Origin of the sequence: Massilia sp. YIM B02443 (genome assembly GCF_030411955.1) — a bacterium.
GTDB lineage: Bacteria > Pseudomonadota > Gammaproteobacteria > Burkholderiales > Burkholderiaceae_D > Telluria.
Genome location: NZ_JASNRA010000018.1, coordinates 1 through 26,982 on the forward strand (window position 1 = coordinate 1; position 26,982 = coordinate 26,982).

22 protein-coding genes are annotated in these 26,982 nt (G+C 62.8%); 9 read left to right on the forward strand and 13 right to left on the reverse strand.

From position 1 onward, the window contains the following. Positions 1-1,923: 1,923 nt before the first annotated feature. On the reverse strand, positions 1,924-2,997 hold the full coding sequence (locus QPK27_RS17845; protein ID WP_290419598.1) for a DNA-binding protein: 1,074 nt from the start codon (positions 2,995-2,997) through the stop codon (positions 1,924-1,926). Positions 2,998-3,349: 352 nt separating this feature from the next. Here QPK27_RS17845 and QPK27_RS17850 point away from each other — a divergent pair, with 352 nt between their 5' ends. Further along, positions 3,350-4,159, forward strand: coding sequence for a TlpA disulfide reductase family protein (locus QPK27_RS17850; RefSeq protein ID WP_027867948.1), 810 nt, complete (start codon positions 3,350-3,352; stop codon positions 4,157-4,159). A 470-nt stretch (positions 4,160-4,629) separates the two neighbouring features. On the opposite strand, the gene dsbG is transcribed toward QPK27_RS17850, so the two are convergent. From dsbG to QPK27_RS17870, 3 genes are read right to left on the reverse strand one after another with little or no spacing between them, the layout of a single operon-like run. Next, entirely contained in the window at positions 4,630-5,445 is an 816-nt protein-coding gene (gene dsbG / locus QPK27_RS17860; RefSeq protein WP_273162127.1) for a thiol:disulfide interchange protein DsbG, read from the reverse strand. Positions 5,446-5,471: 26 nt separating this feature from the next. Then, positions 5,472-7,283 carry a protein-disulfide reductase DsbD gene (dsbD, locus tag QPK27_RS17865; protein WP_273162124.1) on the reverse strand — a complete coding sequence of 604 codons (1,812 nt, stop codon included), beginning with the start codon at positions 7,281-7,283 and terminating at the stop codon, positions 5,472-5,474. Between the two features lie 47 nt (positions 7,284-7,330). Beyond that, positions 7,331-8,137, reverse strand: coding sequence for a TlpA disulfide reductase family protein (locus tag QPK27_RS17870; protein WP_027868051.1), 807 nt, complete (start codon positions 8,135-8,137; stop codon positions 7,331-7,333). A 206-nt stretch (positions 8,138-8,343) separates the two neighbouring features. On the opposite strand from QPK27_RS17870, the gene QPK27_RS17875 reads away from it, so the two are divergent. Both QPK27_RS17875 and QPK27_RS17880 read left to right on the forward strand, forming a co-directional pair. Then, on the forward strand, positions 8,344-9,009 hold the full coding sequence (locus tag QPK27_RS17875) for a response regulator (protein ID WP_027868050.1): 666 nt from the start codon (positions 8,344-8,346) through the stop codon (positions 9,007-9,009). Further along, positions 9,006-10,328, forward strand: a complete 1,323-nt coding sequence (locus QPK27_RS17880; RefSeq protein WP_273036603.1) for an ATP-binding protein — start codon at positions 9,006-9,008, stop codon at positions 10,326-10,328. Before QPK27_RS17875 ends, QPK27_RS17880 begins: the two co-directional genes overlap by 4 nt. Before the next feature lie 206 nt (positions 10,329-10,534). Here the strand turns inward: QPK27_RS17880 and QPK27_RS17885 are convergent, their stop codons facing one another. Then, entirely contained in the window at positions 10,535-10,909 is a 375-nt protein-coding gene (locus QPK27_RS17885) for an STAS/SEC14 domain-containing protein (RefSeq protein ID WP_349680687.1), read from the reverse strand. Positions 10,910-11,437: 528 nt separating this feature from the next. Here QPK27_RS17885 and QPK27_RS17890 point away from each other — a divergent pair. The 5 genes from QPK27_RS17890 to QPK27_RS17910 all read left to right on the forward strand — a co-directional run bounded on the left by QPK27_RS17890 (position 11,438) and on the right by QPK27_RS17910 (position 17,265). Next, a complete protein-coding gene (locus QPK27_RS17890) occupies positions 11,438-12,805 on the forward strand; it encodes a UDP-glucose/GDP-mannose dehydrogenase family protein (RefSeq protein WP_273036606.1) in 1,368 nt (455 codons plus the stop codon). Then, positions 12,802-13,803: an NAD-dependent epimerase/dehydratase family protein gene (locus tag QPK27_RS17895; protein ID WP_027867971.1), complete on the forward strand. Its 1,002-nt coding sequence runs from the start codon at positions 12,802-12,804 to the stop codon at positions 13,801-13,803. Before QPK27_RS17890 ends, QPK27_RS17895 begins: the two co-directional genes overlap by 4 nt. After that, positions 13,776-15,266 carry a glycosyltransferase family 39 protein gene (locus tag QPK27_RS17900; protein WP_084416612.1) on the forward strand — a complete coding sequence of 497 codons (1,491 nt, stop codon included), beginning with the start codon at positions 13,776-13,778 and terminating at the stop codon, positions 15,264-15,266. The genes QPK27_RS17895 and QPK27_RS17900 overlap by 28 nt, the downstream gene beginning before the upstream one ends. Positions 15,267-15,463: 197 nt before the next feature. Beyond that, positions 15,464-16,450 (forward strand): aldo/keto reductase, encoded by a 987-nt coding sequence (locus tag QPK27_RS17905; protein ID WP_027867972.1) that lies wholly within the window; start codon positions 15,464-15,466, stop codon positions 16,448-16,450. A 5-nt stretch (positions 16,451-16,455) separates the two neighbouring features. Next, positions 16,456-17,265: an SDR family NAD(P)-dependent oxidoreductase gene (locus tag QPK27_RS17910; protein WP_051306776.1), complete on the forward strand. Its 810-nt coding sequence runs from the start codon at positions 16,456-16,458 to the stop codon at positions 17,263-17,265. A 59-nt stretch (positions 17,266-17,324) separates the two neighbouring features. Here the strand turns inward: QPK27_RS17910 and QPK27_RS17915 are convergent, their stop codons facing one another. Genes QPK27_RS17915 through QPK27_RS17930 form a run of 4 tightly spaced genes read right to left on the reverse strand, consistent with a single transcriptional unit; the run spans position 17,325 to position 20,912 of the window. Then, a complete protein-coding gene (locus QPK27_RS17915; protein ID WP_027867973.1) occupies positions 17,325-18,938 on the reverse strand; it encodes an AarF/ABC1/UbiB kinase family protein in 1,614 nt (537 codons plus the stop codon). Further along, entirely contained in the window at positions 18,931-19,224 is a 294-nt protein-coding gene (locus tag QPK27_RS17920) for a hypothetical protein (protein WP_156923906.1), read from the reverse strand. The genes QPK27_RS17915 and QPK27_RS17920 overlap by 8 nt, the downstream gene beginning before the upstream one ends. A gap of 60 nt (positions 19,225-19,284) precedes the next feature. After that, positions 19,285-20,742: an MDR family MFS transporter gene (locus QPK27_RS17925; RefSeq protein ID WP_290419599.1), complete on the reverse strand. Its 1,458-nt coding sequence runs from the start codon at positions 20,740-20,742 to the stop codon at positions 19,285-19,287. Further along, positions 20,739-20,912 (reverse strand): hypothetical protein, encoded by a 174-nt coding sequence (locus QPK27_RS17930; protein ID WP_156923907.1) that lies wholly within the window; start codon positions 20,910-20,912, stop codon positions 20,739-20,741. Before QPK27_RS17930 ends, QPK27_RS17925 begins: the two co-directional genes overlap by 4 nt. A 324-nt stretch (positions 20,913-21,236) precedes the next feature. Between QPK27_RS17930 and QPK27_RS25515 the strand changes: the two genes are divergently transcribed. Further along, positions 21,237-21,446 (forward strand): DUF6640 family protein, encoded by a 210-nt coding sequence (locus tag QPK27_RS25515; protein WP_369094361.1) that lies wholly within the window; start codon positions 21,237-21,239, stop codon positions 21,444-21,446. Between the two features lie 620 nt (positions 21,447-22,066). Here the strand turns inward: QPK27_RS25515 and QPK27_RS17935 are convergent. The 4 genes from QPK27_RS17935 to QPK27_RS17950 are packed head-to-tail and all read right to left on the reverse strand — an operon-like array spanning position 22,067 to position 26,981. Then, positions 22,067-24,283: a cation-translocating P-type ATPase gene (locus QPK27_RS17935; protein WP_290419600.1), complete on the reverse strand. Its 2,217-nt coding sequence runs from the start codon at positions 24,281-24,283 to the stop codon at positions 22,067-22,069. A gap of 4 nt (positions 24,284-24,287) precedes the next feature. After that, entirely contained in the window at positions 24,288-25,445 is a 1,158-nt protein-coding gene (locus tag QPK27_RS17940) for a c-type cytochrome (protein ID WP_027867974.1), read from the reverse strand. A gap of 25 nt (positions 25,446-25,470) precedes the next feature. Beyond that, complete coding sequence (locus QPK27_RS17945; protein WP_273161505.1) at positions 25,471-26,352, reverse strand: c-type cytochrome; 882 nt, start codon at positions 26,350-26,352, stop codon at positions 25,471-25,473. Further along, positions 26,349-26,981 (reverse strand): cbb3-type cytochrome c oxidase subunit II, encoded by a 633-nt coding sequence (locus QPK27_RS17950; RefSeq protein ID WP_027867975.1) that lies wholly within the window; start codon positions 26,979-26,981, stop codon positions 26,349-26,351. Before QPK27_RS17950 ends, QPK27_RS17945 begins: the two co-directional genes overlap by 4 nt. Position 26,982: the final 1 nt, after the last annotated feature.

A 26,982-nucleotide genomic window follows, 5' to 3' on the forward strand; every position in this document is an offset into this window, starting at 1 on the left:
CCTCTACTTTTAGCGTGCTCTAAAAATGGGGGGATTACCCTTGCAGGGTGGCATGGCAGTCGGCTGGTATCCCGGCCATACTTCCGACGCATGCGCGTATTACCTAACGGTTACCGCAAAAATCGGGACTGCACGACGAGTTACGTAAAGCTCGCCGGTAAAACCAAGAAAGCCACAGGTTAGACCGCTATGAGCCTAGGATGAAGCACAGGCGGCAAGATACGAAGTAAAACTTGGACACCTATGCGACGCGGCAGACTTCAAACAATTAGTTCCGAAAACTTCCACGATTTACTTCGGAGCGCTGCTATATAGCAAAGACCGAACTACTGGCCGACGAACGCGACCGAGCCGCCCGCCAGGCTGCGGAAAGCGCGCACCAGAGTGCGGAGCTGGGTAGCCAGCTTGCCGCCGAGCGCGCCAGGGTGACTGAGCTTCGCGGACGGCTTGAGCGAACAGCGCCGAAATCGGAATCGGCCAGCGAGGAGTTGGGTTTGGCACGGGCAGCGCGTCGTCAGCGGCGACCCTCACGAAGCAAGCCAGACAAATAGGCCAGGCCTGACGCCAGCGGCCCGAGTCCCACACGCCGATCCGCGAGCTGCAGCCAGTTGTCTCGTCTGTCATCACTGAACATCCGACGCGATTCCGTATCCATAAATACTTCCGTTGTACCTAAAGCTATTGACGTGATGAGTAGGCCATGAAGATTTACCTAAACATATAGACTCGACGGGGAAAACGGGGCTTTGACGCCGAGTCGGTAGATTAAGGTGCCCCGAGTACGGAGTTTTAGGTACGAGCGCTCCCAAGGTTCTTGAATTCATAAGTTCCGCACTGGCCCAACTGGCATAACGAGCTTCACGACCATAATTCGCATAATCTATATTATGTTAAATGCGCTGTTTGTCGATGGCTTGGTACACCTTGGCCGGGGACTTCCACACCTGCCCGGCAGCCCTCAACCCAACAAGTCGACCGACAGAATATACCCCTCCAGAGCGACAGAATGCCGTGAGTTCTTGCACATCTGGAAACGAACGCGACTTACTCACGCTATTCTGTCATGGTACCAAGGGGGTCACCAAAATGTTCACACTATTCTGTCGCTCCCCGAGCACTCGTTTTGGCTCCCAGTGATCCATTTTTCGACATATCCACAAGATTCTGTCGCGCCGCTCTATGCACCCAAGACTGTAGACGGACAACATACTCACATCTTTTTGTCGCCGACAGAGCACTCACTCTATCCTTTCGGTGCGGGCGGCCCATCGTCGCCGGCAACAACGGGATTCCGAGGCCTGGACGGTGCCCGCCAGGCCTGCCTAAATGCAGGTCTTGAACGGAACAAAACCCTTTCGGTGCCACGGCAGCTTATTCCTTCTGCTACAGGAAACGGCAATAGGTGCTGCGGCGAGCTTTCGAACGCACACTGAAGGCATGAACCGACATGCTTTCAGTCTTCCGGACGAATGATGCACGAGAGTCCAGCGGTAACTTGGAGGCCTTAGATGTCGAGCTTAGTGTCGTTACCCCCATAGGAATCGTATGGAGGGCTCAATGAATTTGAATCACTAGAGTCTGGTGCCGATGCCAGTCTAAATGCGCATCTGACCTTTGTGTTGTCGGATTAGCCAGTGAGGTTGCGTGTGCACTCAATGGCCGTTGGGCGGCTTGTAACGCGATTGCTGTGTACAGGGAGGTTGCAAGGAGTGATACCAATCTCAGATGAAACGAACTCGACATTAGCAGATATATTGTCGAGTTAAGGAAAGAAGCGCGAAATAACGTGTTGAATTCCTGACTTCTCACCTTTCACGGCCTGCGTCATCAGCTCTAAAACAAGCGGATTCTCTGTTCCATCACAGGCGTTGAGGCATCGACCAGTCTATCCAAAGTCGACAGGAGGCGGAAAAGTTGACCTATTTATCCGTCACTTCCGCTGACTCCTTTGGCGCGCCGTTTGCTTACGCTGCGCTGAGTGGATGACTCTCGACGAGTACTAGTTTTGACTCTGCTCCTCTCCAACTCGTCCCCCAGAAGGTTTGCTCGTGCACTGTCAGTAGCTGCTTGACGTATAGCTGCTTCAAGCTGCTCCCGCACTGACTGTAGCTCTGCCCTCTCGCGATCACGCTCATTAGTCAGCGTCTTAACGGAGTTCTGCAGCGCGCCGATCTGTTCCCTGAGCTGCCCGATTGTCGCCTGCGTCGCGTTTTGCTCGATGCGTGCCCGCTCAATGGCAGCGGCATGCTCTGCCCGTTCCGCTTCGGCCTTCTTCTGAAGCTTCGTCGCGGCTGTGCGTTCCCTGTCAATTTCGAGGAGCCCGCGTCTTTCCATGTCGGCGAACCGATCCTCAGTCAAACGAGTACGATCCGCTAGCCTCTCCCGCTCCGCGGCGTATTCGGTGCTCGATTGCTCCATGCGCGCCTGCATGACGTCAAGCTCGCGACGAGCATTTTCCAGCCGCTGCTCCAGTCCTTTTCTGGTGGCGGCAGCGGCCGCGAGCTCCTGCCGAAGCAGAGCGGCGGCGTCCTCACTCGTTCGCAGTTGTGTGTGGACGTGCTCGAGGGCTTGCAAGGCATCAGCGCGTTCGGCCTGGGCATTTGCTAGGCCCGCTTTTGCGCTGTCGACTACGGCAGCGGCCTCTGCCTGGAGTGTGGTCAAGGACTCAAGCGATTTCAACTGAGCTGACTTCCATAAGGTAGCCACCAGGTCGCCGGCTGCCGTTCGCAACTCGTCCGGGAGGTCCGAATGCTCGACCGTGACACGGGAGCGTTCGCGTAGCGTCTTCCAGAAGTTGTTCAGTGCTTCAGTCGGCGCCGACATACTGCCCTTACGCACGAGCTGATACAGCTTGTTCGCTGTTGGCGTGATGCCGTGCCGAAAAAATAATAAGACGCAGACCTCGCGGTAAAGATCCTGGGTGCGCGGGAACCGCTCACGCAGCTCCGCGACACCGACAGCGATGGCGCTTTCGATGGAAAGCTCTTCAGTCTTCATAATTAAGGCTCCGGGCGTCGTGGACACCAATATTATTACGTAATACGTAGAATAGCTAAGCAACCGCCTCGGAAATATGACATTACTCCTATAATGTCAGATCCAGCCAAGGTTCCTTCCTCTTATGCCGCGGCTGCGCCGCAAACGCTTCCCGCACAATCGAGGCACGCGCCTGGGACGGCGTACGTGCCCATCGTCAGCGTCGGAATGCTGGCGGCAGCCCACCACACAGCCTTATTGAAATGCTAATGCTCCGTTAACCCTCAACCCTTAGGCTTCTTTCCTAAGCGGTCCGCCAGCACGGAATGGCCGTGGATGGCAGCCATGTCGGCTGTCCGTTAGGAGCGCCGTAGTGGACGAATTTGACGTGGGTAGATGGGCAATACCGGCGCTGGCAATCTCCGCCAGCGCTGCCGTGAGCTGGTGGTACCGGCACAGGCGCGGCTGGCACAGCTGGCCAGCGATATGGAAAACGATTCTCGGCAGCCTGGTTGTGGCGCGTGTCATCTTCGTGCTGCAGAACGCACCGGAATATGCGGGCGAACCGCTCTCGATAGCCGATTTGAGTGACGGCGGCTTCTCTGACGCTGGCGGCATCCTTGCGGCATTCGTGCTGGGCGCACACTTTACGGCCCGGACTGGCACGCCGCGCCGTCCGGTCCTTGCGGCGATCCTCACCGGTGCCGTCGTCTGGATAGGTGGCGCGATCGCCACGCTCAATTTCGGGCCGCCCAGTACTCCAGTACCCCTGGTCGAACTACGGCGTCTCGATGGCACTCCGGTCCAGTTGCGGACCCTGACAGACAAGCCGATGGTGGTCAACCTGTGGGCGACGTGGTGTCCACCATGCCGACGCGAGATGCCAGCGCTTGAGGAAGCCCAGCGGCGTCACCCCGGCATCACCTTTGTCTTCGTCAACCAGGGTGAGGACGCGGCGACAATACAGGCCTTCATGGCGCAGCAAAAACTCAAGCTCGACAACGTATTCACCGACCGTGCCCGGGAAGTGGGACGGCGCACCGGCTCATTTGCCATGCCGACAACCCTGTTCTATGGCAAGGATGGGCGCCTCTTCCTGCGTCACATGGGGGAGCTAGACCGTGATGGCCTCGACACGCGCCTCGAGATGCTGGCGGCGCCGGTGAATGGATTCAAGCGCTGAACATCCAATAGCGCCCTGCCGAAGCGCCTTAGCTTACCGTCGCCGGCAACGAGTGACGACGCGCGTGGGTAGCCACGCCTTCCATATGCGGCCGATGCGCGACCTACCCGCGGCGAGCTTGAAAGTGCTGACCATTGCCAGAAGCTTCTCGGCCTGCGCCTGCATTGAACCGCAGCAGCAGCGGCCTCTTCCACGTGTGCCGCATCCTGCTGCGTAACCAGGTCCATCTGCGCGTTGGCGTGGTTAACGCGGGCGATCGCGGCGCTCTGCTCCTGCCCGGCAAGGGCGACTGCGGGCATGATGTCGGTGACACGCTTCACGCACGCACTTAGCCCGCGTCTTCGTTGGAAGAATCAGGCTGAGTCGCCCGATGAGGCATCCACAGTTTGGGGTACGCGGATGGCTTAGCTCATGTAGCGCCCTGCCCTGCTCGCGTTGGCGACGCGTGTCACTCCGCGCCGTAAATCACATCATTTGAACTTGGCCAGCGCCGGATCGCTTATCCGTTGTTCAGGCAGGCCAGTCATGGCGGGCAGTTCCGACAGGCGCGGCATGCCGCTCTTCACCTGGACCTTGCCTTGGCTGTCGCGCCAGACCACGCCAGGGGTACCGGCGATGCCGAACTGCTCCATCAGCTCGCCATTCCTGCGGATCGACGCCGCCACCGCGGGCTGGTTCTGCTCGGTCTTGCCGGCCTGTGGCTTCCACGGCTTCCCATGGTTCTGTTCCATGTGCCGGAAGGCCGCGGTCTTGTCCGGCGATGCCAGCACCTCGATCGCTTTCGGCATGCTCGTCGGGCCGAGCGTTGCGACGGGGATCCAGCGCACCTGCAGTCCAGCCGCCTCGTACGGCTGGACTGCACGCCACATGAAGTGGCAATAAGGGCAGTTCGGATCGACGAAGGCGTAGATGATGCTTTTCGGATTCTTGGTGCTGCCCTCGGCGATGAATGCCGATTTCTCCAGTTGTGCGAATGCGGCTGCGAAATCCGGCTTGGGGATGTACATGTCTTCGTGCTGGGCCGAGAGGTTCTGGCCACGTTCATCGATCAGCGCTCCCGCCACCAGCGTCTTTCCGTCCGCCGTTGTGTATACGAGCGAATGGCGCCCCCCCTGGGAAAGCACCCAGCCGGTGAGCCCCGAGCCGGCCGGGAACTGCCTGACCACCTTGACGCCGGCGCTTACGGCGCGCTCCAGGACCGGTGGGGTCTGCTCGGTGGCGAAGGCGGCCGTATTGATGAGTGCTGCTGCGAGTGCGGTTGGCACCGCGTATTTGAAAGCCTGCATGTCGACTCCGATAGTGAAGGCGTTGATTAAGATTGGGGGGGGGGTTGCGCGGCTTCCGCCTTGCGAAGCGAAGCGAGGAAGGAATCGGCATCCTCGTAGCCGATGACTCGTGTGCCGCCGAGTTCACGGCCGTCGGCGCCGAAAAAGATGATCCCGGGTGGGCCGAACAGGCCAAAGCGCTTGAGCAAGGCCTGGTCGGCCGCGTTGTTGGCAGTGACGTCGGCCTGGAGCAGCAGCATCTGGTCGAAGCGTGACTGTACGCGCGGATCGGAGAACGTGAAACGCTCCATTTCCTTGCATGACACGCACCAGTCCGCGTAGAAGTCGAGCATGACGGTCTTGCCCGGGCTCCGGGCCAGGACGGCATCGAGCTCCTCGATCGAGCGGATTCTCTGGAACCGGGTCTCCTGGTGCGCCTCCGCCGTGGCGAAAGGCGCCAGCGGATCGGTCCCGCCAGCGGCCAGGCCGGCCAGCTGCGCCGCGCCCAGCACCCCGACGACGAGGCCGGCGGCCACACCAAGCGGCCGGCGTGGACGCGGCAGCAGTAGCGACGCGGCATAGCCCGTTCCCAGCAAGCCCCAGCCCAGCATCAGCGCCTGGGGCGGCAGGACCGGCGCCGCGATCCACAATGCGGTGCCCAGCATCAGCACGCCGAAGAAGCGCTTGACACCCGTCATCCAGGCGCCCGCGCGCGGCAGCAGGGTGCCCGCCGAGGCGCCGACCAGCAGCAGCGGCACGCTCATTCCGGCGGCCATCGCGAACAATGCGCTGCCGCCGATGAAGGCATCCTTGGTCTGGCTGATGTACACGAGCGCGCCCGCGAGCGGTGCGGCGACGCAGGGACCGACGATCAGTGCCGAGATGGCTCCCATTGCAAACACCCCCGCGTGCGTGCCTGTCCCCTGCCGGTTGGAGGCTCCCGCCAGGCGCGACTGGATCGCCGCCGGCACCTGCAGCTCGAACACGCCGAACATCGGTAGCGCCAGCACGACCATCAAGAGGGCGAACGCGCCCAGCACCCAGGCGTTCTGCAGCGCCGCTGCCAGTCCTTCGCCCGCCAGGCCGGCCGCCACGCCCATCGCGGTATACACGATCGCCATGCCGAGCGAATACGACACCGACAGGGCAAGGCCCCGCAAGCGCGACGCGGAACCCTTGTCGCCGACGATGATCGAGGAGAGGATCGGCAGCATCGGCAGCACGCAGGGCGTGAACGAGAGGCCCAGACCCAGCAGCAGGAACATCGGGACGATGACCGCCAGCTCGCGGCTGCTCAAGGCCCGTTCGATGCGTCCACTATCGTTGTCGTCGGTCAGCGTACCTTCGAGGGCGGCTGCTGCCGGTTGCGCAGCAGCGGCCGGGCGCAGCCCCGATGGCCCGGCGGCCTCCAGGACCGCGCTCGATGCCATCGGCGGATAGCACAAGCCCTTGTCGGAGCAGCCCTGCGAGGTGGTCTTCAATGTGAAGCTTCCCGTCCCGTCCACGGGAATGCGCACCCTGACCACGCCGCGATAGGTTTCCATTTCCTTCTGGAAGGTCTCGTCGAAATGCTTCTCGCCAGCCGGGAACACAGGCTGTCCGAGCCGGGTCTCCCCGGCTTCGAATGCGAAGCGCTCGCGGTACATGTAATAGCCGGGCGCAATGTCAAAGCGCACTTCAGCGGTCTGTCCGTCGACCATGTAGGCGGCGAAGCGGAACGCCTGCTCGGGCGGCAGGAAATCGTCTTCAGCGGCCGCCGCGTTGCCGGATGCTGCAAGCAGCACCGCGGCAAGCGGAACCAGCAGCAGCGCAAGCAGCCACCGGCCCATTCCGGGTAGCGTTCGTGATAAGAAGACCATACGCTCTCTCCTGTCTTTCATTAATGTCGCTCTCTCGCGTTTCCGGTTCAGCGCTTGCTGCGCAGGACCGCCAGGTGTTCGGCCAGCGTGGCGCTCGATACCTCGCCCATCCGCTTGTCGACGAGTATTCCGTTCGCGTCGACAAACAGCGTGGTCGGCAGGCCCGGGGCGCCGGCTGCCTTGGCCAATGCTCCGCCGGGGTCGAGCACCACGTTCCGCAGCGGCAGGCCCTCGGCCTTCAGGTAGGCACGTACCGTGGCGCTGTCCTCGCCCTGGTTGACGAATACGAAGTTCAGGTCGTTCGCTTCGCGCTGCGCCTTGCCAAGGGCGGGCATTTCTCTCCTGCAAGGCGGGCACCAACTGGCCCACAGGTTGACCACCATGGGCTTGCCGGCAAATGCGGACAATGGAACGGCGCGTCCGTCAAGATCCGTCAGCATCACCTCGGGCAGGGCCTGGCGCTCGGTGGCCATGCGGATCAGCCCGTTCCCGGCGATCCAGATGAAGATGCCGGCCCATAAGGCAATGACGATCGCGGCGCGCTGCTCGGCCCTGCGCCATGCCAGGATGGCGCCGATGATGACAGCGGCCGTGAAGCCCGCGACCGGCGCCAGCCCGCCGTCGCGCAGGTCCGGCAGCCGCCAGGGTTCTTCCGCGTACAGCGGCCAGTAACGGGCGACAAAGACGATGCGCGCCACCAGGATCGCCCCGGCGATGATCAGCCAGAGCGAGCCCTCGGCCTTCACGCCGCGCCTGGCCGCCACCCTATTGCCGATGGCGGAACCGAGGATGATCGTTGCGAATGCGACCAGCAGTTGCGCGGGCAAGGCAAGCGGGCCGAGTGTGACAATCATGGTGGTGTGCTTTCCTGCGCATGGCGCCGGCCCGACGGGCCGGTTCGACGCCTGGCGAATACAGCCATCCTATTGCCTGACGATTAGCACCACATTAAGAATTCTGTCGAATTACCGGGAGGCACCGGTTTCGCCGCCGCCGTTAATCACGGGATAACCGTAAAGCGGTAAGATCGCGCTTCCTGCATCTACTACTCGGGTTAGCCATGCGTGTACTCGTCATCGAAGACGACGAACTGGTCGCCAGCGGCATTCTTGCCGGCCTGCGCCTGTCCGGAATCGGGGCCGACCATGTCGCCAATGCCTCGCAAGCGGAAATGGCCGTGCAGACCGGCCGCTTCGACGTCCTCCTCCTCGATCTCGGCCTGCCGGACACCGACGGGCTCACGCTTCTCAGGCGCTGGCGCGGCGCCGGCAAGGACTGGCCGGTACTGGTCCTGACAGCGCGCGACGACGTGCAGGACAAGGTGGCTGGCCTGCGCAGCGGCGCCGACGATTATCTGGTGAAACCCTTCGAACTCGACGAACTGGTAGCACGGCTGCATGCCTTGCAACGGCGTAGTGCCGGCCGCAGCGTCGACCGCATCGAGCATGGTCCGCTCGCCTTCGATCCCGCCACCCAGGTGGTGACGCTGGATGGGAACCCGGTCGAGCTGTCGCGGCGCGAACTGGCCCTGCTCCAGGCATTGCTCAACAGCGGCCAGCGCATCCTCAGCACCGACCAGGTCAAGGATAGCCTGTATGGGCTGGGCGACGGCGTCGAAAGCAATGCCCTGAACGTCCACATCCACCACCTGCGTCGCAAGCTCGGGCCGAATATCGTCGAAACCGTGCGTGGCCTCGGGTACCGGCTTGGCAAGGCGGGGGCATGAAGACGCTGCGCCTGCGCCTGTTGGTCACCATCGGCGCCTCGTTCGCACTGTTCTGGACCCTGTCGTCGCTGTGGACGCTGGTCGACCTGCGCGACGAGTTCCGCGACGCACTCGACGAACGGCTGGCGGCATCGGCGCGCATGGTCGCCGCGCTGATTGCCGACTCGCCCCATCTTTCGGTGCAGCCGGGTTCGCGCGGGGCCAGCCCGATCCCCTACCTGGTACGCACCGACAACGTGGCCTGCGAGATCCGGCTGGTGCGGGGCGGCATCGTGGGCCGCACCGAGAACAGCCCGGAACGCCTCGGCCTGGTGTCACCCGGCTACCGCACCCGCGTCATCGACGGCGTTACCTGGCGCAGCTACACCATCGAGCACAACGGTATGCGCATCACCACCGCCGACAAGACCGAGCGCCGCCAGCAGCTGTTCCGCAATATCGCCTTCGCCACCTTCGTGCCCTTCCTTGTCGCCATGGCGGCGACCCTGATCGCGCTATGGTTCGCCGTACGCCATGGCCTGCGGCCACTGGAACGGATCCGCGTTGCCCTCGAAGCCCGCGAACCCGGTGCGCTCCACCCGCTGCCCGAGGAGGACCTGCCGCGCGAGATCGCCCCGCTGGTCACGACCGTCAACGGCCTGCTGGCCAGGATCGAACGCACCATCGAGCGTGAACGGCGCTTCACCGGCGACGCCGCGCACGAATTGCGCACACCACTCACCGCCGTCAAGACCCATCTCCAGGTCGCCCGCATGAGTGGCGATGGGCCGGACACGGCGGTAGCTCTCCAGCAGGCCGAACGCGGGGTAGGACGCCTGCAGGGCATCATCAACCAGCTCCTGATGCTGGCGCGCGTCGAGGGTTCGATGGCATTCGAGGATGACGAGCGCCTGCACGCAGCCGCAATCGCGGAGCAGGTCCTCATGCACCTTCCGGCGCAGCAGGCCGCCAGGGTGTGCGTTCACGACGAAGGCGGCGCAGCACGCGTTCTCCGCATACCCGCATCCCTCGCCGTGACGGCGCTGCGCAATATCCTCGACAATGCGCTGCGCTACAGCGATGCCGAGGCCACTGTCGTGCTGCGGATCGTGCAGCATGGCGGGACGGCGGGCTTTACGGTGGAAGACCAGGGCAGCGGCATGAGCGATGCGGACATCGGCAAGGCCGGGCAGCGCTTCTGGCGCAAGGGCGGCGGCCAGGGCAGCGGCCTCGGCCTCTCGATCGTCATGGCGATCGTCGCGCGCTACGACGGCAGCTGGAAGCTCGAACGCCGCGCGGGAGGCGGGCTGGCCGCACACCTGGCCTTCCCTGCCGCATGAGCTTCGAACGACATGCCTCGCCGTCGGTGCCTTGGTAAAGGCACCTGCCTATGCGTACGTGCAGCGCCGCCACCGGTTTTCTGCTGGCGCGCGCAGTCGTATTCGATGCGCCGCTGCGGGACTCCGTCACGGGCGCTCTGCCAGACAACTTTAGCGTCCGGACTGCGGTCATGCAGGGCCGCTGACACGAAAAGCGGACGTTGCTTTTACTCTTCAAGCCAGTGCAAGGCCTGGCTAAGGTCGTTATAGAAAACACGGTATTCGCCTTCACCAAATTGTCCGAATGCGATCCGTGCAAAGTAGGCCAACCGAGTATTCGCCACCAAAATGGCTTTACGCAGGGGCCGGTCGTGGAACAGTTGACTGGCTTCTTTTTCGAGTTTTTCCTGCAACAGTGCATGCTCGACATTGGGCGACTCGATTTCCAAGCCGTCGTAGAGAACGCGCGTGTGTCCGGTATCCTGTAGCAGCTGGACGACCCGCTTGTGGGTTTCCTCAAGCATGCTTTCGCTTAATTCACCTCTCAATCGCGCCACTATGACATGGCCGAGAGGTTCGATCCACAGTTGAGTATTCGGCATCTTATACAGTTAAAATAGTTTGAAACCTATATGTTGGCTACAATCACCCGAGGCCACCGATACTTGACTGTGCCCTCTGATCCGATGGCAGAGGTCGGGACCGACAAGTGTACGGTCTTGTTGCTATCAGCACAAGGACGGTTTTTTCTGGCGTCTATGGATTCCCCCCCGGTTTGCCAAGCATTCATGGATAGGAGCGATCGGGCTCAAGGCAATATCTTGGCCGAACGCCAGTGGCGCAATGTCAAACAGGAGGACGTATATCTGGCCGCTTTCGCCAACACGTAACAGGCGCTCAATTACAATGAGCCAGCGAGCGGCAAGCGTAGTGGCAGTGGCAGTGGCAGTGGCAGTGGCAGTGGCAGTGGCGCGCTGATGGTCGGCAAATAGACAGTACGCAAGTGCTGGGCCAACGCCGGCCAACTGCAGTGACAGAAAACACCGCAGCCTTAACCCCGAAGAATTGTCTCACCGACGGGTCACTTTATATTGTCCCGATTTGGTTCTTTTTTATACATTTTACTGCACATGAAAATATCAGTTATTGGCACCGGTTACGTCGGACTAGTTTCAGGCGCGTGCTTTGCCGATGTCGGCAATACCGTCCTGTGTATGGACCTGGACCAACACAAAATCGCGATGCTCAACGCTGGCCGGAGCCCTATCTTCGAGCCAGGCCTTGATGCCCTGATCGCCCATAACACGGCGGCCCGCAGATTGCTTTTCACCACGAATTATGACGAAGCGGTCGCGGATGCAGACATCATTTTCCTGGCCGTGGGTACGCCGCCGGATGAAGATGGCAGTGCCGACCTGACGCACGTTCTTTCGGCGGCGCACAGCATCGGCCAGCTCATGCAACGGCCGATTACCCTGGTCAACAAATCTACCGTCCCAGTGGGCACTGCCGACCGGGTAAGAAGCGTGATTGCCGAACAACTCCGGGCCCGCGGTGTCTGTATCGACTTTTCTGTCGTCAGCAATCCCGAGTTTCTCAAGGAGGGGGCGGCAATCGAGGATTTCATGCGCCCCGCCCGGATCATCGTGGGCAGCGACAATCCGCAGGCGACGAAAATCATGCGGAACCTTTATGCACCGTTCAGCCGTAATCATGAAAAGCTGCTGGAGATGGATGCGCGCAGCGCCGAGCTGACGAAATACGGCGCCAATGCCATGCTGGCAACGCGCATCAGCTTCATGAACGAACTAGCGAACCTGGCGGAGACGCTGGGCGCCGACATCGAGCTGGTGCGGCGCGGCATAGGCTCGGACCCGCGCATTGGCCCGGATTTTTTGTATCCGGGAATAGGCTATGGCGGCTCCTGCTTCCCCAAGGATGTCCGGGCGCTCTTAAAAACGTCGGCCGACCATGGGCAGAAACTGCGCATCCTGGCTGCCATTGAAGCGGTGAATGCGACGCAAAAAAATATTCTGTTCAAAAAAATTGCGCAGTACTTCAATGGGACCGACAGGCTGGCAGGAAAAACCGTCGCACTTTGGGGCTTGTCTTTCAAGCCCAACACGGATGATGTGCGCGAGGCGCCGAGTCTTGCACTGATCAGGGCGCTTTTTGCTGCGAATTGCCGGGTCCAGGCATACGACCCGGCCGCCAGCGAAGAGGCAAAAAACGTGCTGATCAGCGAGCATGGCGAAGCACGTTGCCATGAGCTGCTCAACATCGTTGATTCCGCAGTAGCCGCAGTGGAAGGCGCCGATGTGCTCGCCATCGCGACGGAGTGGAAGGAGTTTCGCTCGCCTGACTTCGGCTACCTGGCTGCATCGCTTCGGCACCGGGCGATCTTTGATGGCCGCAACCTGTATGCTCCGGAGCTTGTTGCGTCGTTCGGGCTGAGCTATTTCAGCATCGGCAGACCCGTACTGGTGGCGCAGCGATGATTCCTGCCAACTCGCCTGTCCTGGTCACTGGCGCCGCCGGCTTCATCGGGAGTTTCGTCGCGTCGCGCCTTGCCCGGATGGGCATGGCCGTTACCGCGTGCGACAACTTCAATGGCTATTACTCGACCGATTTGAAGCACGCACGCGTCGAGGCCTTGCTTGCACCGCAGGGAATCAGGTGCGAAGCGGTAGAGCTTGCCGATGCGCTGCAAGTCAGGCAGTTGTTCGAACGCGTTCGACCCGCCTTTGTCGTCCACCTTGCGGCGCAGGCGGGCGTGCGTTATTCGATCGAGGATCCTGCCGCCTACGTGCAGTCGAACCTGGTCGCGTTCGCCAATATCCTAGAAGCTTGCCGGCAATTCAAGCCACGCCATCTGGTCTATGCGAGCAGCAGCAGCGTCTACGGTGCAAGCCAGAAAGCTCCCTTCAAGGAGAGAGATATAACCGATGAGCCTGTCTCCTTCTACGCGGCGACCAAGAAAGCGAACGAGGCAATGGCATATTCCTATAGTCACCTGTTTGGACTGCCGGCGTCCGGTTTGCGCTTTTTCACCGTATATGGTCCGTGGGGCCGCCCCGACATGGCGTATTTCAGTTTCGCGCAAAAAATGCTAAAAGGCGAGGCGATTCCCGTCTTCGCGCAAGGTGAACTGAAACGGGACTTTACCTATATCGATGACATCGTTGAAGGTATCGTGCGGGTGTTGGCGAAGCCTGCCGACGCGGGCGCCGGCGCGGCCCCGCACATGGTATTTAATATCGGTAATCACCAACCCGTGCGGGTACTGGATTTTATTGCAGCCCTGGAAGAAGCTCTGGGCGTCAAGGCAAAGATGCAATTCTTGCCGATGCAGCCGGGTGACGTGACGATCACGTATGCCGATACCAGCAAATTGCGGGACTGGGTCGGGTTCGCACCTGCAACGCCGCTTCGCGAGGGGCTGCTTTGTTTCCGGGAGTGGCTGGCTGGATGGATGGAGCACAACAAGATGAATTAGCCATGCAGAACGATGGGATCGCGAGTGCGTACCCGAAGCGCGCCGGCACCAATTTCCTCCTGGCGCTCGGGGCTTACTTCGTGCTGCAGATCATCCTGCGGACAAGTTCGCCAGCAGTGCTCGACCTGGACGAATCGGAACAGGTGCTGGCGTTCCAGCACCTGCAGCTGGGCTATGGCAGCCAGCCGCCCTTGTATGCCTGGCTGCAATGGCTCATGTTCTCGGTGTTTGGCGTCAATCGTTTTGCCCTCTCCTTTCTCAAGAATCTGCTGCTGTTCGGTACCTACCTGGCGATGTTTCATGCAGCCAGGTCGCTCGTCGGCATTACCGGTGGCATCATCGTCGCCGCCTCGCTGGTGCTGTTCCCGCAGATTGGCTGGGAATCGCAGCGCGATCTGACGCACTCGGTGTTAATGACCTGCATGGCGGCGCTCACGCTATGGTGCTACTTCGCTTTGCTTCATCATCCGGGCAAGATGCGCCATGCGCTCTTCGGTCTGCTGATCGGGCTCGGGCTGCAATCGAAATATAACTTTGCCCTGTTTGCGCTCGCCCTGACGATGGCCAGCCTGCTGGTTCGGGAACACCGTGAGCGACTGTGGAGTCGCAGGGCCTGGATTTCACTTGCAGTGATAGCAATTGCCGTTGCTCCACACGGGTTATGGCTGCTTAACCATCTGGATGCGGCCACCCGCTCTACTCTGGAGAAAATGAATGGCAGTGATGCCGGCTATATCGGCAATGTCGTGCGTGGCCTCGGCAGTATGGTGAGCGCGACATTTCTGTTCGTGACACCGTTGTGGATGGTGTACGCCTGGGTCTTCTGGCGGCGCCGTGCCCAGGCCGAGGCAAAGGTCGATGACCCGCATGCCCGTTTTTTTCTCCGGTTTTACCTGGCGGCCTACGGCGGCATCACGGCCCTGGTGCTCAGCGGCGAGCTAACGAGCTTCAAGGATCGCTGGATGCAGCCGATCCTGTTCCTGCTGCCGCTTGCATGCTTCGTCATCTTTCCCTCGCTCGCACGTCGGACAGTGTGCCGGGAGATACTTCAAATAGCGGGCATGTTTGCCATGATCGTTCTGGTGGGACTGTCGGCACGCGCTTACCTTGGCAAGAACACGCGCGCACCGTATGTCGAACTGTCGGCCACGCTCCTGCATTGCTTTCCGGAAGCAAAAACCCTGATCGCTAACGAACTGACGGATGCCGGAAACCTGTATCTGCAGAATCCAACACGGCCAACAATGCTGCTGTCCAATACTTTACAACAACGGCCGGACATCGGCGGCAAGGTCCTGCTGATCGATTCCGACAGCGGTCAATCCGATTGGATGCATAAATTTCTTCGTGCGTATCCGTCGAGCGCCGTCCTCGAGCGGGGACGACTCGCGGTCGGAAACCCGCAGGAGCGGCAAGGCGCGATGTCAGTGGAATATGCACTTGTAGCGATAAGGAAAGAGTAAATGCGATATCGCCTGCCATTCGCAACAGGTTTCCGACGGACGGAAACATCCTACATATCGAAATAGGATCGTCCTATTGGTGACAGGCTTATGAACGCTTACGATGATTTTCCTCTTTTTTAATCATTGTCGGCAGCTGCCCGGAATCGCCGCGACGTCGATAGCATTTCTTAACTACGAACCACGGGAGAATTCACATGAAGATGCGAACATTAGGGCAACAAGGCTTGACGGTTTCCGCGCTCGGCCTGGGCTGCATGGGCATGTCGGAATTCTATGGCCAGCCTGACGAAGCAGAGTCAATCGCCACCATTCACCGCGCCCTGGAATGCGGGATCAACTTGCTCGATACGGCCGACATGTACGGGCCGTTCACCAATGAGAAACTGGTCGGCAAGGCGATCCGCGACCGGCGCGATCAGGTGATCCTGGCAACGAAATTCGCCAACGTGCGCGGCGACAACGGAGAGTTTCTCGGGGTACGCGGCGATCCGGAGTATGTGAGGCAGGCCTGCGATGCCTCCCTGCAGCGGCTGGGTGTCGACCATATTGACCTGTATTACCAGCATCGGGTCGATCCCGGCGTGCCGATCGAGGAAACCATTGGTGCAATGGCGGACCTGGTGCGTGCCGGCAAGGTGCGCTTTCTCGGCATGTCTGAAGCCGCGCCGGAAACGATCCGGCGCGCCCATCAAGTTCATCCCATCAGTGCGCTGCAGACCGAGTATTCGCTCTGGAGCCGCGATCCCGAGCACGCCATCCTGCCTGCCGTGCGCGAACTCGGCATCGGCTATGTCGCGTACAGTCCGCTCGGACGCGGGTTCCTGACCGGCCAGATCAAGCGGATCGAGGACCTCGAAGAGCGTGACTACCGGCGCCATTCGCCGCGCTTCCAGGGGGAGAACTTCCAGCGCAATCTGGACCTGGTCACCGAAGTCGGGCGCATCGCCGCAGAGAAGGGCTGTACCCCGGCCCAGCTTGCGCTGGCCTGGGTCTTGGCGCAGGGCGAGGATATCGTGGCGATCCCCGGCAGCAAGAGACGGCCGCATCTGGAGGACAACGTCCGTGCGCTGGATGTCCGGCTGAGCGACGAGGACCTTGCCCGTATCGATCGCATCCTGCCACCCGGCGCTGCCGCTGGGGAGCGGTATGACGATTCGCAGATGCAGGCCTTGAACGGTTGAGCGCCATGGATTGGAAAACATTGGACGGGCGCGTCGCGATCGTCACCGGCGGTGGACGCGGACTGGGACGTGCGATGACCCTGGGGCTAGCGCGGGCGGGAGCGCGTGTAATCGCCACGGCCGCACGGGAAAGCGCGGAATTGGAACAGGTGGCCGCCGAGATGCATGCAGAGTGCGGCGAGCAGCGTGTGCTGCCGCTGATGGCGGATGTGCGCAATGCCGAAGATTGCGAACGGGTCGTGAACGCCGCGCTGGCGCAGTGGCAGCGACTCGACATTCTGGTGAACAATGCCGGACGCGGCATGAAGTACGCCAGCGAGCGTTTTCTTGTCGAGCCCCCCAGGTTCTGGGAAGTGGAGCCGGAGACCTGGCGCATGGTCATGGATACCAACGTCAACGGCCCTTTCCTGATGGCGCGCGCCGCCGTTCCACACCTGCTCCGGGCAGGCCGGGGGCGCATCGTCAACATCTCGATGAACCACGACACCATGCGCCGGCGGGGCTTCTCGCCTTATGGTCCGTCGAAGGCCGCGCTGGAATCCGAAACCATCATCTGGGCGCAGGACCTGGAAGGCACTGGTGTAACGGTCAATGCGCTGCTTCCGGGAGGAGCGACCGCGACCGGCATGATCCCGCCGGGCCTGCCCGATGCGGTGCGCGCCACGCTGCTGGAACCGGAAATCATCGTGGCGCCGCTATTGTGGCTGGTCTCGGCCGATGCGGATGGCATCAATGGCCGCCGCCTGCTCGCCAACCGCTGGGACGGTGCCGATCCGGCGCTTGCGATCGAGGACGCCGGATGGCCGCGCTCCTGACCCGGACAAAGCGAACGTGCGCCCGTGCTTCCGCGAGTTCAGGCTGCCAGATGCCAGCGTCATCGCTGCTTTAGCCAGCCCACAATGGCCAGTGCCACGGAAAGCAACGCCAGCAGGGCCGCCAGCTGCGGTTCGGAGGAGGAGACGATCGCGGCGCAGACAGCGAGCGCAGCGGGATAAACCGGGGGAGTGGCCGCGCCGCCACGCGCCTTGTCGCGCAGTCGCTCAAGGTCCGCGGGGGCGATGCTGACTGTGATCGCCCCGGTTCGGGCTACCTTCTCGATTTGCCTGACCAAGTTCGGGGTCGATAGCACCGCCCTTCCCAGCGATGCCAGCAGCTTGCCCGCTTCGCCGCGCAGTCGTGCGGGTCGGATGCGCTCCCGAATCAAATCCTTGGCGATCGGAGCCAGTTCGCTGGCGATGTTGAAATAGGGATCGATCCGTCGAACAAAACCCTCGGCCGTGAGCAGCGTCCGGAGCACCAGGGCCAGATCGGGTGGAAGGGTGAGATGGAATTCGCGCAATAGGGCAAAGACGCGCTGGAAGATGTCGCCAAGGTCGATCTGCTCGAGCAGGACGTTGCTGAAGCGGTCGATCAGGTCGGCCAGCGCCTCTTCCAGCCTGGTCCGGTCGACACTGGGCTCCCCGGCCCATAGCATGAGAATGTCGACCACGCCGCCCGTGTCCTGCGACGCAATCGCGAGACCGAGCCGAACCAGTTCCTCCCGGCGCTTCGGCAGGAGCGTCCCGACCGCGCCAAAATCGATGAGCCCAAGCGTTCCGTCCTCGAGGAAAAATACGTTCCCGGGGTGCGGGTCGGCATGGAAGTGACCGTTGATAAGGATCATGCGCAGCACCGCCTGTGCATAGGTGCTGGCCAGCGCACTGAGATCGAGCTGGCTCCGGCGCGCCGTCTCCAGGTCGCTCGCCGGAATGCCGCGCAGCCGCTCCTGGATATTTACCCGCCTGCCGGAAAGCTCCCAGTCGAACCGGGCGGTTCGAACACCGAGATCCTTGAGGAAGGCGCCGATCGCATTGCTGGCGCGCGCTTCCGCCCCGAGATCCATTTCGCGGTCGAGGCTTTCGGCGAAGTAGCGCAGCAACTCGTCCGGCTTGAGCCGTGCGACTTCCGGTATGGTGCGCTCGGCGATACGGGCCAGGCGCCGCAGAATCCGCAGGTCGGCGTCGACGATCCGCTCGATCCCGGGACGACGGACCTTGACGATGACGTCACGGCCGTCGAGCAAGGTCGCGGCGTGGACCTGGGCGATGGACCCGGCTGCGATCGCTTTCTCGTCGAAACTGCTGAAACAGCTCTCGATCGACCCGCCAATGGCGTCTTCGATCAGCGGCCGCATGGTCTGGAAAGGAAGCGGTGGAACCCGGTCCTGCAGGCTGGTGAGCGCCTCGATCCATTCCGGATCAAGCAGATCGCTGCGCATCGCAAGGATCTGGCCGAACTTGACGGCAACCGGGCCGATGTCGCGCAACAGCGCGACGACCGCCTCCGGGCGGGCGCTGTCGAGCGTCTCGTCTCCGCCGCTTCCTAGGCCGAGCCTGGCAGACAGTCCCTTCAGGCCATGTCGTCCGAACAGGACGAGGATTTGCGCAAACCGCTCGCGCTCTTTCAACGCGGCGACCTCGGAGCCGTCGTTCAGTACTGGATCAGCCATGGTTCTTCTTTCTTGAGGTAACAAAACGAGCGCTCCACAATCCGGCGGGCTCTTCGGTCTCAGTGCGGCGGTCACGCTGGCGCCGCCGGGGAAGCGCAACAGCCATTGAACTGGCCGCTTCCGACAAGCGCTGCACCTTGATTGTCGATGCGGGTGCCGAGGAAGGTGCCTGTCCGGGGTGCGCCCAGAGACCCTTGATGAATTCGTCGGCGATGTGGCAGTGCAACGGATACATTTGCAGGTAGCGTTCGGGCATCGGGAAATTATTTGGGTTTTCTGTGGCCATAGGGTTAGCCGAACCAATAGTATCCGTGGCCAAATGGTTGGGGTCGAGTGAACCAGAACATCAAGCGCGCACCCGATCCCCTTCTTTCGCCTTCTCCCCAACGCTCGACGGCATGAACATCATGACGGCCAACGCGATCGCGACCATGATGGTACCCGCTATGAACATGTCGGCAATCGCTTGCCGGTAGATGACCGGGGTCGGTGCCCGACCATGCAGGTGCTGCGCCAGGATGGCGCCGGAACCGGCGACGCCGACCAGGCCACCTAGGGAGCGGAAAAAACTCAGCATTGCCGTTCCAATACCGCGGCGCGGCGCCGCCAATGCGGTCTGAACCAGAATGGTCATATTGGGCGACACCAACCCCAGGCCCGCCCCGAGCACGAACATGGCGGGTTCGATAACGATGAAGCCAAGCGACTGCGCGATCGCCCATGAAAGAACAGCGAACGCGGCGAGCGCCATGCCCAGTCCGATGACCTGCATTCGCTTGTAGTCGAAGCTGTCGCGGCTCATCAGGCGTCCGTTGACCAACGACGCGAGCACCATGCCTACCATCAGCGGCATCGTGAGCAATCCGGAATTGGCCGGACTGGCCCCCATAACCAGCTGAAAAAGTATCGGGAAAAACATGCTCGCGCCCATCATGCCGACAAAGGTGAAGGCCATGACCACACTGCCGACGTTGAATACCCGGCTGTGAAAAAGGTCCGGCGGCAGGACCGGCTCTGGCACGCGATGCACGTGGAACATCAGCAGCGCAAGCATGCCGATCGCCGCGAGCGTCAGGTAAGCTACCGGCGGAGACTCCCATGGCCACTCACTCCCCCCGAGAGCCAGTACGAGCAGTGCTGAGGTCACCGAACCGATCAGCAAAACGGAGCCGAGGTAGTCGATACTGTGCCGGATGGTCCGGGTAGCCGCGGGCATCGCCCTAGCGATGAGAAACAGCGCAACCACGCCGACCGGCATATTGATATAGAAAATCCAGTGCCAGGATAGCAGGTCCGTCAAGATCCCGCCCAACACGGGACCGATGACGGTCGTGGAAGCGTAGATCGCCACGATGCGCCCATGGCGCCGTCCGCGCTCGGCAGGCGGCACCAAATCCCCAATGACGATTTGTGCCAGCGGCAGGAAGCCGCCCGCGCCAATGCCCTGGATCGCACGAAATCCGATCAGCTGCGGCAGGTCTTGCGCCAGGCCGCACAGGATCGATCCGATCAAAAAGCTGATGATCGCGAAATAGAGCAGCGGCTTGCGTCCGTACTGGTCGCTGAGCTTGCCGTAAAGAGGCATGACCGCGGTCGAAGCCAAAGCATAGGCCGTCACCACCCACGCCAGGTCCGACATGTTGCCGAACTCTGCGCCGATACGCGGCAAGGCAGTGGCAACGATGCTTTGGTCCAGCCCTGCAAGCGCCATCATCGTGACCAAGGCAAAATAGATCGCGCCGATCTGTTTCGATGACGTCGCGGACTCGGTTCCGGCTCCAGTTTCCGGGGAGTGCCGCGTCATTTACAGATCGCGGCGAGAAAGAGGAATGCCCGCACGGGGACTGGCGTAGTCACTGCGGCATACGGCGCCAGCTTGGGGGTGTCAATGCCTGCTTGCAGGCCAATGCCATGCAGCAGTTCCGAGGCTGATTCTGCAATGTTGTCGTCGTTGCCGGCGGTATGAACACTCATGTTTGATGAATTGGTCAGCCCAGCAACTATGATAGCCCAGCCTTGCAGCTTCCGCAAAGCTACCGCGTGCGTCGCTGCTGTGCCGAACCCAGCAACGCTGAGGCGAAGCACGCCGCAAACGTGCGCAAGCATCGCGTTAAGTAATCGATCCTTATTCTCACGACTACAAATCAGAATTTTTTGTTACTTCGGTTCGCTGTCTAGGCAAACGCTCACGCCGAATCCTCAGACAAGATGGTTATGTACCCGTCTATGGCCTATACCAGCACAGCGAATCGATTGTGGAGCGGGCGTGCACATTGTACCTAGTTATATGGAGGAACCATGAGCTCAAGTATATCGGCCTCGTCGAAAAAAAGACCCAACCTTGGGGTTAAAATACTTTATGTCGCTAACATCGCCGCAATGACAGGCGGTTGGATAGCCGATATGAACAAGACCCACATGTTCAATCCGAAGTGGACGCCGCACGCGAAGTTCCACGATGCTATGTCAATCAGTGCCGCAAGTTTGGCGGGCGTATCCGGTCTTTAGTCCCTGGCAGGTCGGCCGTTCGATCACCGCGTCAATACTGCGATCGCTGCCTTATTGCCTGCGATAATCTTTGGCGCGCAGGCAACTGCTTTTCTCTATTCTGGTGAAAAGGGGTTGGAACTGAAAACCCCACGATGGCACCCGAAGTCGCGGGCGTCCGGAAGAATGAGCTGCCAGTTGCGCTCCTCGGGCTCGCACTACCAGGCATCGGTTATTTCTTGACCATAAAAAGTCGCGGCTAGCTCGGATATCGGTGTGCCGCCGGAACCAGTTTTGTTGCCGAAACATTGTCCTGCCTTATCGAGCCGCGCATCTGCGGGGATACGCGTTCGGGAGGCTCCAAGACGACCTCCGCGCCGCGCGGCGGCGCGTCGCACATCACGTAGATCCGACTCGGCGTGATTCCCGTCCGCAGCGACTCGCCCCGAGGCGGCATGCGCCAAGGCGACCTGCTAAAAAAAATTGCGAACGTAAGGAGAACCCGGCCATGGTACGCCTATTTGCCATGGCGCCAAAAAGGACCTCCCATTGGATCAGGAAACAGGCCGGCTCGTACGCAACCGCAACGAATGGGCCTGCGTCGGCTATCGCAGTATAGCGCGTGACCTGTACAGTCGCGTTCAGACGCGATGCTCCGCGCTCATTCCGGACAGCAGCCTTCCCGAATTCAGCACCACGCTCAGACTGCTGGCCAGCATGGCGCAGGCAGCGGCAACCGGGGTCACCATGCCGCTGGAGGCCAGCCCCAGCACGGCCACGTTATAGACCATGGAGAACGCCAGGTTCTGGCGCACCACCCGGACGGTGCGCCGTGCATGCCGCCAGGCGGCGGCAACCTGCTCGACGCCGCCGCTCGCGATGACCACCCCTGCCGTGGCGACCGCCGCTGGCGCGGCACCCTGAACCGCGATGCCGCAGTCGGCTGCGGCCAGGGCAAGCGCGTCATTGACACCGTCGCCGACGAACACCGCGGGTCTGCCGGCCCGTTCGAGGACCTTCACCTTGTCCTCGGGCAGACAGTGCGCGTGGACATGCTCAGGCCCAAGACCGACGGCTTGCGCAACCTGGGCCGCGGCGGCCGCACTGTCGCCGGTGACCAGGCGGGTGCGGATGCCCGCATCTGCAAACGTGCGCAGGGCCTCGGCGGCGCTTTCCCGTATGCGGTCCTGCAACAGGATGGCGCCGATCCATGTTCCGTTCCGCGCGACTTCGACCCTGGTGCAGCCTGGCGGCGCACTTGCCGGCAGGGCCACGCCCTGCTCTTCGACAAAACCCGCGCTGCCCACGAGTACCGTCTGATTTCCGTCCTTGCTGCGCCAGGTGCAGCCGCGCGAATGGCGTTGCGCCAGCCCCTCCCCGGCGCTGCCCATGCCTGCGGCCTCGGCCGCCGTGCGGATCGCGCGCGCCACCGGGTGCGCAATGTCAGCTTCCGCCCGCGCCGCCAGGGCCAGTACCTCGGCGGAAGCGGCGCGCTGCGAACCGATCACCTCGCGTACTTCAAGCATGCCTTCGGTCAGCGTGCCGGTCTTGTCGAACAGGATTTCGCGCGCACCGGCAAGCGCTTCGAGCGAAGCAGGATCGCGCAGCAGGATACCCTGGCGCGCCCCACTTGCGGTCGACGCGGCATACGCCAGCGGCAGCGCCAGCCCGACTGCACAAGGACAGGCCGCTACCAATACCGACAGGGCACGCAGCGCCGCCTGCACCGGATCTCCGCTCGCGCCCCAGGCCAGTGCGAAACTGGCCGCCGCCAGCACCAGCGCACCCGGCACCAGCCAGCGCGCGAACCGTTCCGCCTGCATGGCGGCGGCGCTTTTCGTACCGAGCAATTCGAGCATGCGCACGCCGATGCGGTCGATGAAACGTTGGCCCCAGGGCTGCTCGACGCGCAGTACCAGCCGCGACGACACGTTGATGGAGCCGGCAACGATGCTGTCGCCGGGCGCGACCGGCAAGGGAGCCGACTCGCCGTTCACGATCGCCGCATCGACCTCGCCTTCACCTTCGACGACCGTGCCATCGACCGCGACGCGCTCGCCCGCGTGCACCAGCACCAGGTCGCCCGGACCGACCCGGTCCGCGGCTTCCTCCGTCGGGACGCCGTCGGCGCCGATCCGGCGTACCGTTTCCGGCACCGCCTGGCGCAACGCATTCACCGCCACCGAGTTGCGCCGCCGTGCGTGCAGTTCGATCAGGCGGCCGCACAGCAGAAAACTCACGAGCATCGTCGCGGTGTCCGCGTACACATCGGCGCTGCCGCGCAGCAGCGACCATGCCGAGAGCAGGCAGGACGCCAGCACGCCGGTCGACACCAGCGCATCCATGCCGGGCACGCCGGCGCGCAGGGTGCGCCAGCCGGCGCGATAGAAGGACAGGGCCGACCAGCTCACCACTGGCAGCGCGGCCAGGCAGGCGGCGAGCGCGACCCACCAACCCTGGGGCGAGGCGGCCAGCCCGGCGTCCAGGTACAGCGCCACCGATCCGAGCATGCTCCACATCCCGAAAAAGCCGGCCACCGCCAGCCGCATCCAGACCGCGCGCGCCTGGGCATCGATCTGCCGCTCCAGTTCCTGGGATTCGACCAGCGGGACGATGCCGTAGCCGAGCCGCTCGACGCGTGAGAAGACTTCATCGAGGTCGACGCGCTCCGGGTCCCAGCGCACCAGCGCCGAACCGCCCGCAAAACTGGTGCTGGCCGCGGTCACGCCGGGCGCGCGCGCGATCGTGCGCTCGACGGCCAGCGCGCAACTGGCGCACCACATGCCCTCGATGCTGACCACCATGCGCCCGGCGCGGCGCAGCGCCTCGCGGTCCATGCCGGCGAAGGCCGCCTCCACCTGCTTAACCCTTGGCCGGACTGGCCGCGCTGGCCGAGGTGGCGCGGGCCACGCCGACGCCGAGGATCCTGCCGTTCACTTCCTTGCCGTAGTAGCTCTTTTCCTTGTTGTGGAAACGCACCCGCGCCTCCTCGATCGTCCCGGTCTGGCGCGGATCCTTCGGCCGCTCGTGGCTGTTGATGTAGGCCGCCGCGTCCCAGGCGTCCTGGTCCGACAGGCTGTACGGCTTACCGAGCGGCATGTTGGCCTTGATAAAGCCCGCCGCGGTATCGATGCGCGACATGCCGGCGCCCCAGTTGTAGGCTTCCGGCCCCCACAGCGGCGGGAAGCGCAGCTTGCCGCTCTCGTCCTTGCGGCCCTGGCCGTCGGCGCCGTGGCACAGTGCGCAATTCTGCGCGTAGACCCTGGCGCCGCGCGCGTGGTCGTATCCCTGCGGCGTTTCCTTGACCTTGATGTAGCCGCCGCCGCGCATCTTCTCGCCGGTAGGCGCGCCATCGGCAAGCCAGTACATGTAGATCATCAGGTCCTTGTAGATGTCGTCGCCCGGCGGCGGCGCCTTGCCGGCCTCGGAAGCCTGCGCGTTCATCGAATAGTTGAAGCAGCCGTTGATCCGCTCTTCCAGCGTATTGACCTTGTTGTTCTTGGCCCGGTATTTCGGGTACTGCACGTAGGCCGCCCACATCGGCGCCGAATTCTCGCGCCGTCCCGCGTCGAGGTGGCACTGGGCACAGGCCATGCTGTTGCCGACATAGCGCTGGGCATACTGCGGCGTGTGGATGAAGATGTCGCGGCCGCGCCGGATCGCGTCGCCTTCCGCACCGTCGGGCATCTCGCTCTCGGATGGCGGCACGAAGTAGCCGTCCGGGCCGGTCGGCTGCAGCGGCGCGGCCACCTTGCCTTCCTTGTCCTTCTTGCGCTCGGCACGCGCGGCGAGCATCGCCTTGCGCGCTTCCGCCCCCGCGGCTTCGCGCGAAACGGCCGGCGCCGGCGTCTCGGGCGTGAAGCCCGCAGCGGTCTGGAAACTGCGCCAGGCGCCGGTCTGGACCACCAGGGCGCCAAAGGCGAACAGCACCAGGCCGCCGCCGGCCGCGGCGGCCAGGCGGCGGGCGGTACTGCCCAGGGCGTAGGGAGACTGCGTCGTGGTTTTTTTCGGGTCGTTCATATTCTGTCGGGTTCAAGCGTTGGCATCACAGCGTGGAGGCGGAGCGCGCAGCGCCTTGCGCCACCGTGGCGGGCGGCGTGGCGGGAGGTATCGCGGCCGGCGGCATCGAGCCGAGGTAGTCCGCAACGGCGCGCATGTCGTCGGGGTTCATGCGGCGCGCGATGTCATCCATCAGCTTCTGCGGCGAGTTCTTGCGCTCGCCCGCATGCCATGCCGCCAGCTGGGCGAAGATGTAGTCGGGCTGTTGGCCGGCCAAGGCCGGGAAGCCGGGCGCGACGCCCTCGCCGCTCATGCCGTGGCAAGAGAAGCAGGCCGGGACGTTGGATTTCCAGTCGCCTTTTTCGGCGATCAGCCTGCCGCGTTCCAGGTTGCCGCCCAGGCTGGGCGCCAGCGTGGTGCGCAGCTCGATGCCGGCGTAATAGCGCGCCAGCTTCTCGATATCCTGATCGGTCAGTGCGCGTGCCACGAAGGCCATCGACTCGTTGTGGCGCAGGCCCGAACGGAAGTCCTCCAGCTGCTTGGCCAGGTAGGCGGCCGGCTGGCCGGCCAGGCGCGGCGTGCTGAGGCTTCCCTCGCCGGCCGCACCGTGGCAGGAGGCGCAGCTCCAGGCCTGGCCCTTGCCGGCGGCGACGATCTGCAGCGTTGCCGCATCGGCCTCGCCCAGGCCGCGTGCCGCTGCCGGCGGCGCAAGCGCAGCCCGCACCGCGGCCGGGGCCTGCTGTTGTTTGGCCTGCAGCGCCCGCCGCTGCGCCTGGTACTCGGACACATAGGTCAGCAGGCCCCAGAAGGCCAGCGCGAACACGAGCGCCACCACGAACAGGGGAACCGGGCGCGTGCGCTCCCATGGATCGAAGGCCTCGTCAACTTGCGGCGCTGCCGGGCGCTTGCCTGGATCGTTCTCGTTCATCGCTGTTCTCCCTTGGACAAGGCGTAGCCTTCGTCGCGGACGGCTTCGCCCGCCGGCGCCGCCGGATAGGTTCGGTTCAGTCCCTGCAGGTAGGCCGCCAGGTCGAGCGCTTCCTGGCGCGCCACCACGACCTCGCCCTTCGGCTGGAACTCTGGGGGCAGCTTGACGACGACATCGCCCGGCGCGGCGTGCTTCTTGCGCTCGAACAGGTAGGGGTAGGCGGGCATGATGCTCCAGTCGAAGATCGCACGCGGCTGGTACAGGTGGGTCAGGTGCCAGTCGCGGCTCGGCAGGCGCGCGCCGACATTGAGAAGGTCGGGACCGGTTCGCATGGTGCCCAGCTGGTGCGGGCGGTCATGGGCGAAGTCGGCCGCGGTCGGAGGCCGCCCCCAGCCTTTCGACAGGTCGGCCAGGGTCTGCCCCGCCGCGCGCGGCTGCTGGCTGTGGCAATAGACGCAGCCCTGGTTGATGTACTGCTGGCGTCCCGCCAGTTGCTGCGGCGTGTAGTCGGCCAGGCCGGGCGCCGGCGCCTGGTCACGGATCTGGGCGCCGGGGATCACCACCAGCATCAGGGTCGCGAAAGCGAGGATGGCGATGGCGCCGACGAAAATCGGAATGAGGCGGTTCATG

Excerpts from the sequence above, each read along its gene's own strand:
- QPK27_RS17890 (WP_273036606.1), top strand. The coding sequence starts at position 11,438 with ATGAAAATATCAGTTATTGGCACCGGTTACGTCGGACTAGTTTCAGGC.
- dsbG (WP_273162127.1), bottom strand. The coding sequence starts at position 5,445 with ATGCAGGCTTTCAAATACGCGGTGCCAACCGCACTCGCAGCAGCACTC.
- QPK27_RS17950 (WP_027867975.1), bottom strand. The coding sequence starts at position 26,981 with ATGAACCGCCTCATTCCGATTTTCGTCGGCGCCATCGCCATCCTCGCT.
- QPK27_RS17845 (WP_290419598.1), bottom strand. The coding sequence starts at position 2,997 with ATGAAGACTGAAGAGCTTTCCATCGAAAGCGCCATCGCTGTCGGTGTC.
- QPK27_RS17880 (WP_273036603.1), top strand. The coding sequence starts at position 9,006 with ATGAAGACGCTGCGCCTGCGCCTGTTGGTCACCATCGGCGCCTCGTTC.
- dsbD (WP_273162124.1), bottom strand. The coding sequence starts at position 7,283 with ATGGTCTTCTTATCACGAACGCTACCCGGAATGGGCCGGTGGCTGCTT.
- QPK27_RS17895 (WP_027867971.1), top strand. The coding sequence starts at position 12,802 with ATGATTCCTGCCAACTCGCCTGTCCTGGTCACTGGCGCCGCCGGCTTC.
- QPK27_RS17885 (WP_349680687.1), bottom strand. The coding sequence starts at position 10,909 with ATGCCGAATACTCAACTGTGGATCGAACCTCTCGGCCATGTCATAGTG.
- QPK27_RS17940 (WP_027867974.1), bottom strand. The coding sequence starts at position 25,445 with ATGAACGACCCGAAAAAAACCACGACGCAGTCTCCCTACGCCCTGGGC.
- QPK27_RS17875 (WP_027868050.1), top strand. The coding sequence starts at position 8,344 with ATGCGTGTACTCGTCATCGAAGACGACGAACTGGTCGCCAGCGGCATT.
- QPK27_RS17930 (WP_156923907.1), bottom strand. The coding sequence starts at position 20,912 with ATGAGTGTTCATACCGCCGGCAACGACGACAACATTGCAGAATCAGCC.
- QPK27_RS17945 (WP_273161505.1), bottom strand. The coding sequence starts at position 26,352 with ATGAACGAGAACGATCCAGGCAAGCGCCCGGCAGCGCCGCAAGTTGAC.
- QPK27_RS17915 (WP_027867973.1), bottom strand. The coding sequence starts at position 18,938 with ATGGCTGATCCAGTACTGAACGACGGCTCCGAGGTCGCCGCGTTGAAA.
- QPK27_RS17870 (WP_027868051.1), bottom strand. The coding sequence starts at position 8,137 with ATGATTGTCACACTCGGCCCGCTTGCCTTGCCCGCGCAACTGCTGGTC.
- QPK27_RS17905 (WP_027867972.1), top strand. The coding sequence starts at position 15,464 with ATGAAGATGCGAACATTAGGGCAACAAGGCTTGACGGTTTCCGCGCTC.
- QPK27_RS17920 (WP_156923906.1), bottom strand. The coding sequence starts at position 19,224 with ATGGCCACAGAAAACCCAAATAATTTCCCGATGCCCGAACGCTACCTG.
- QPK27_RS17900 (WP_084416612.1), top strand. The coding sequence starts at position 13,776 with ATGGATGGAGCACAACAAGATGAATTAGCCATGCAGAACGATGGGATC.
- QPK27_RS17910 (WP_051306776.1), top strand. The coding sequence starts at position 16,456 with ATGGATTGGAAAACATTGGACGGGCGCGTCGCGATCGTCACCGGCGGT.
- QPK27_RS25515 (WP_369094361.1), top strand. The coding sequence starts at position 21,237 with ATGAGCTCAAGTATATCGGCCTCGTCGAAAAAAAGACCCAACCTTGGG.
- QPK27_RS17925 (WP_290419599.1), bottom strand. The coding sequence starts at position 20,742 with ATGACGCGGCACTCCCCGGAAACTGGAGCCGGAACCGAGTCCGCGACG.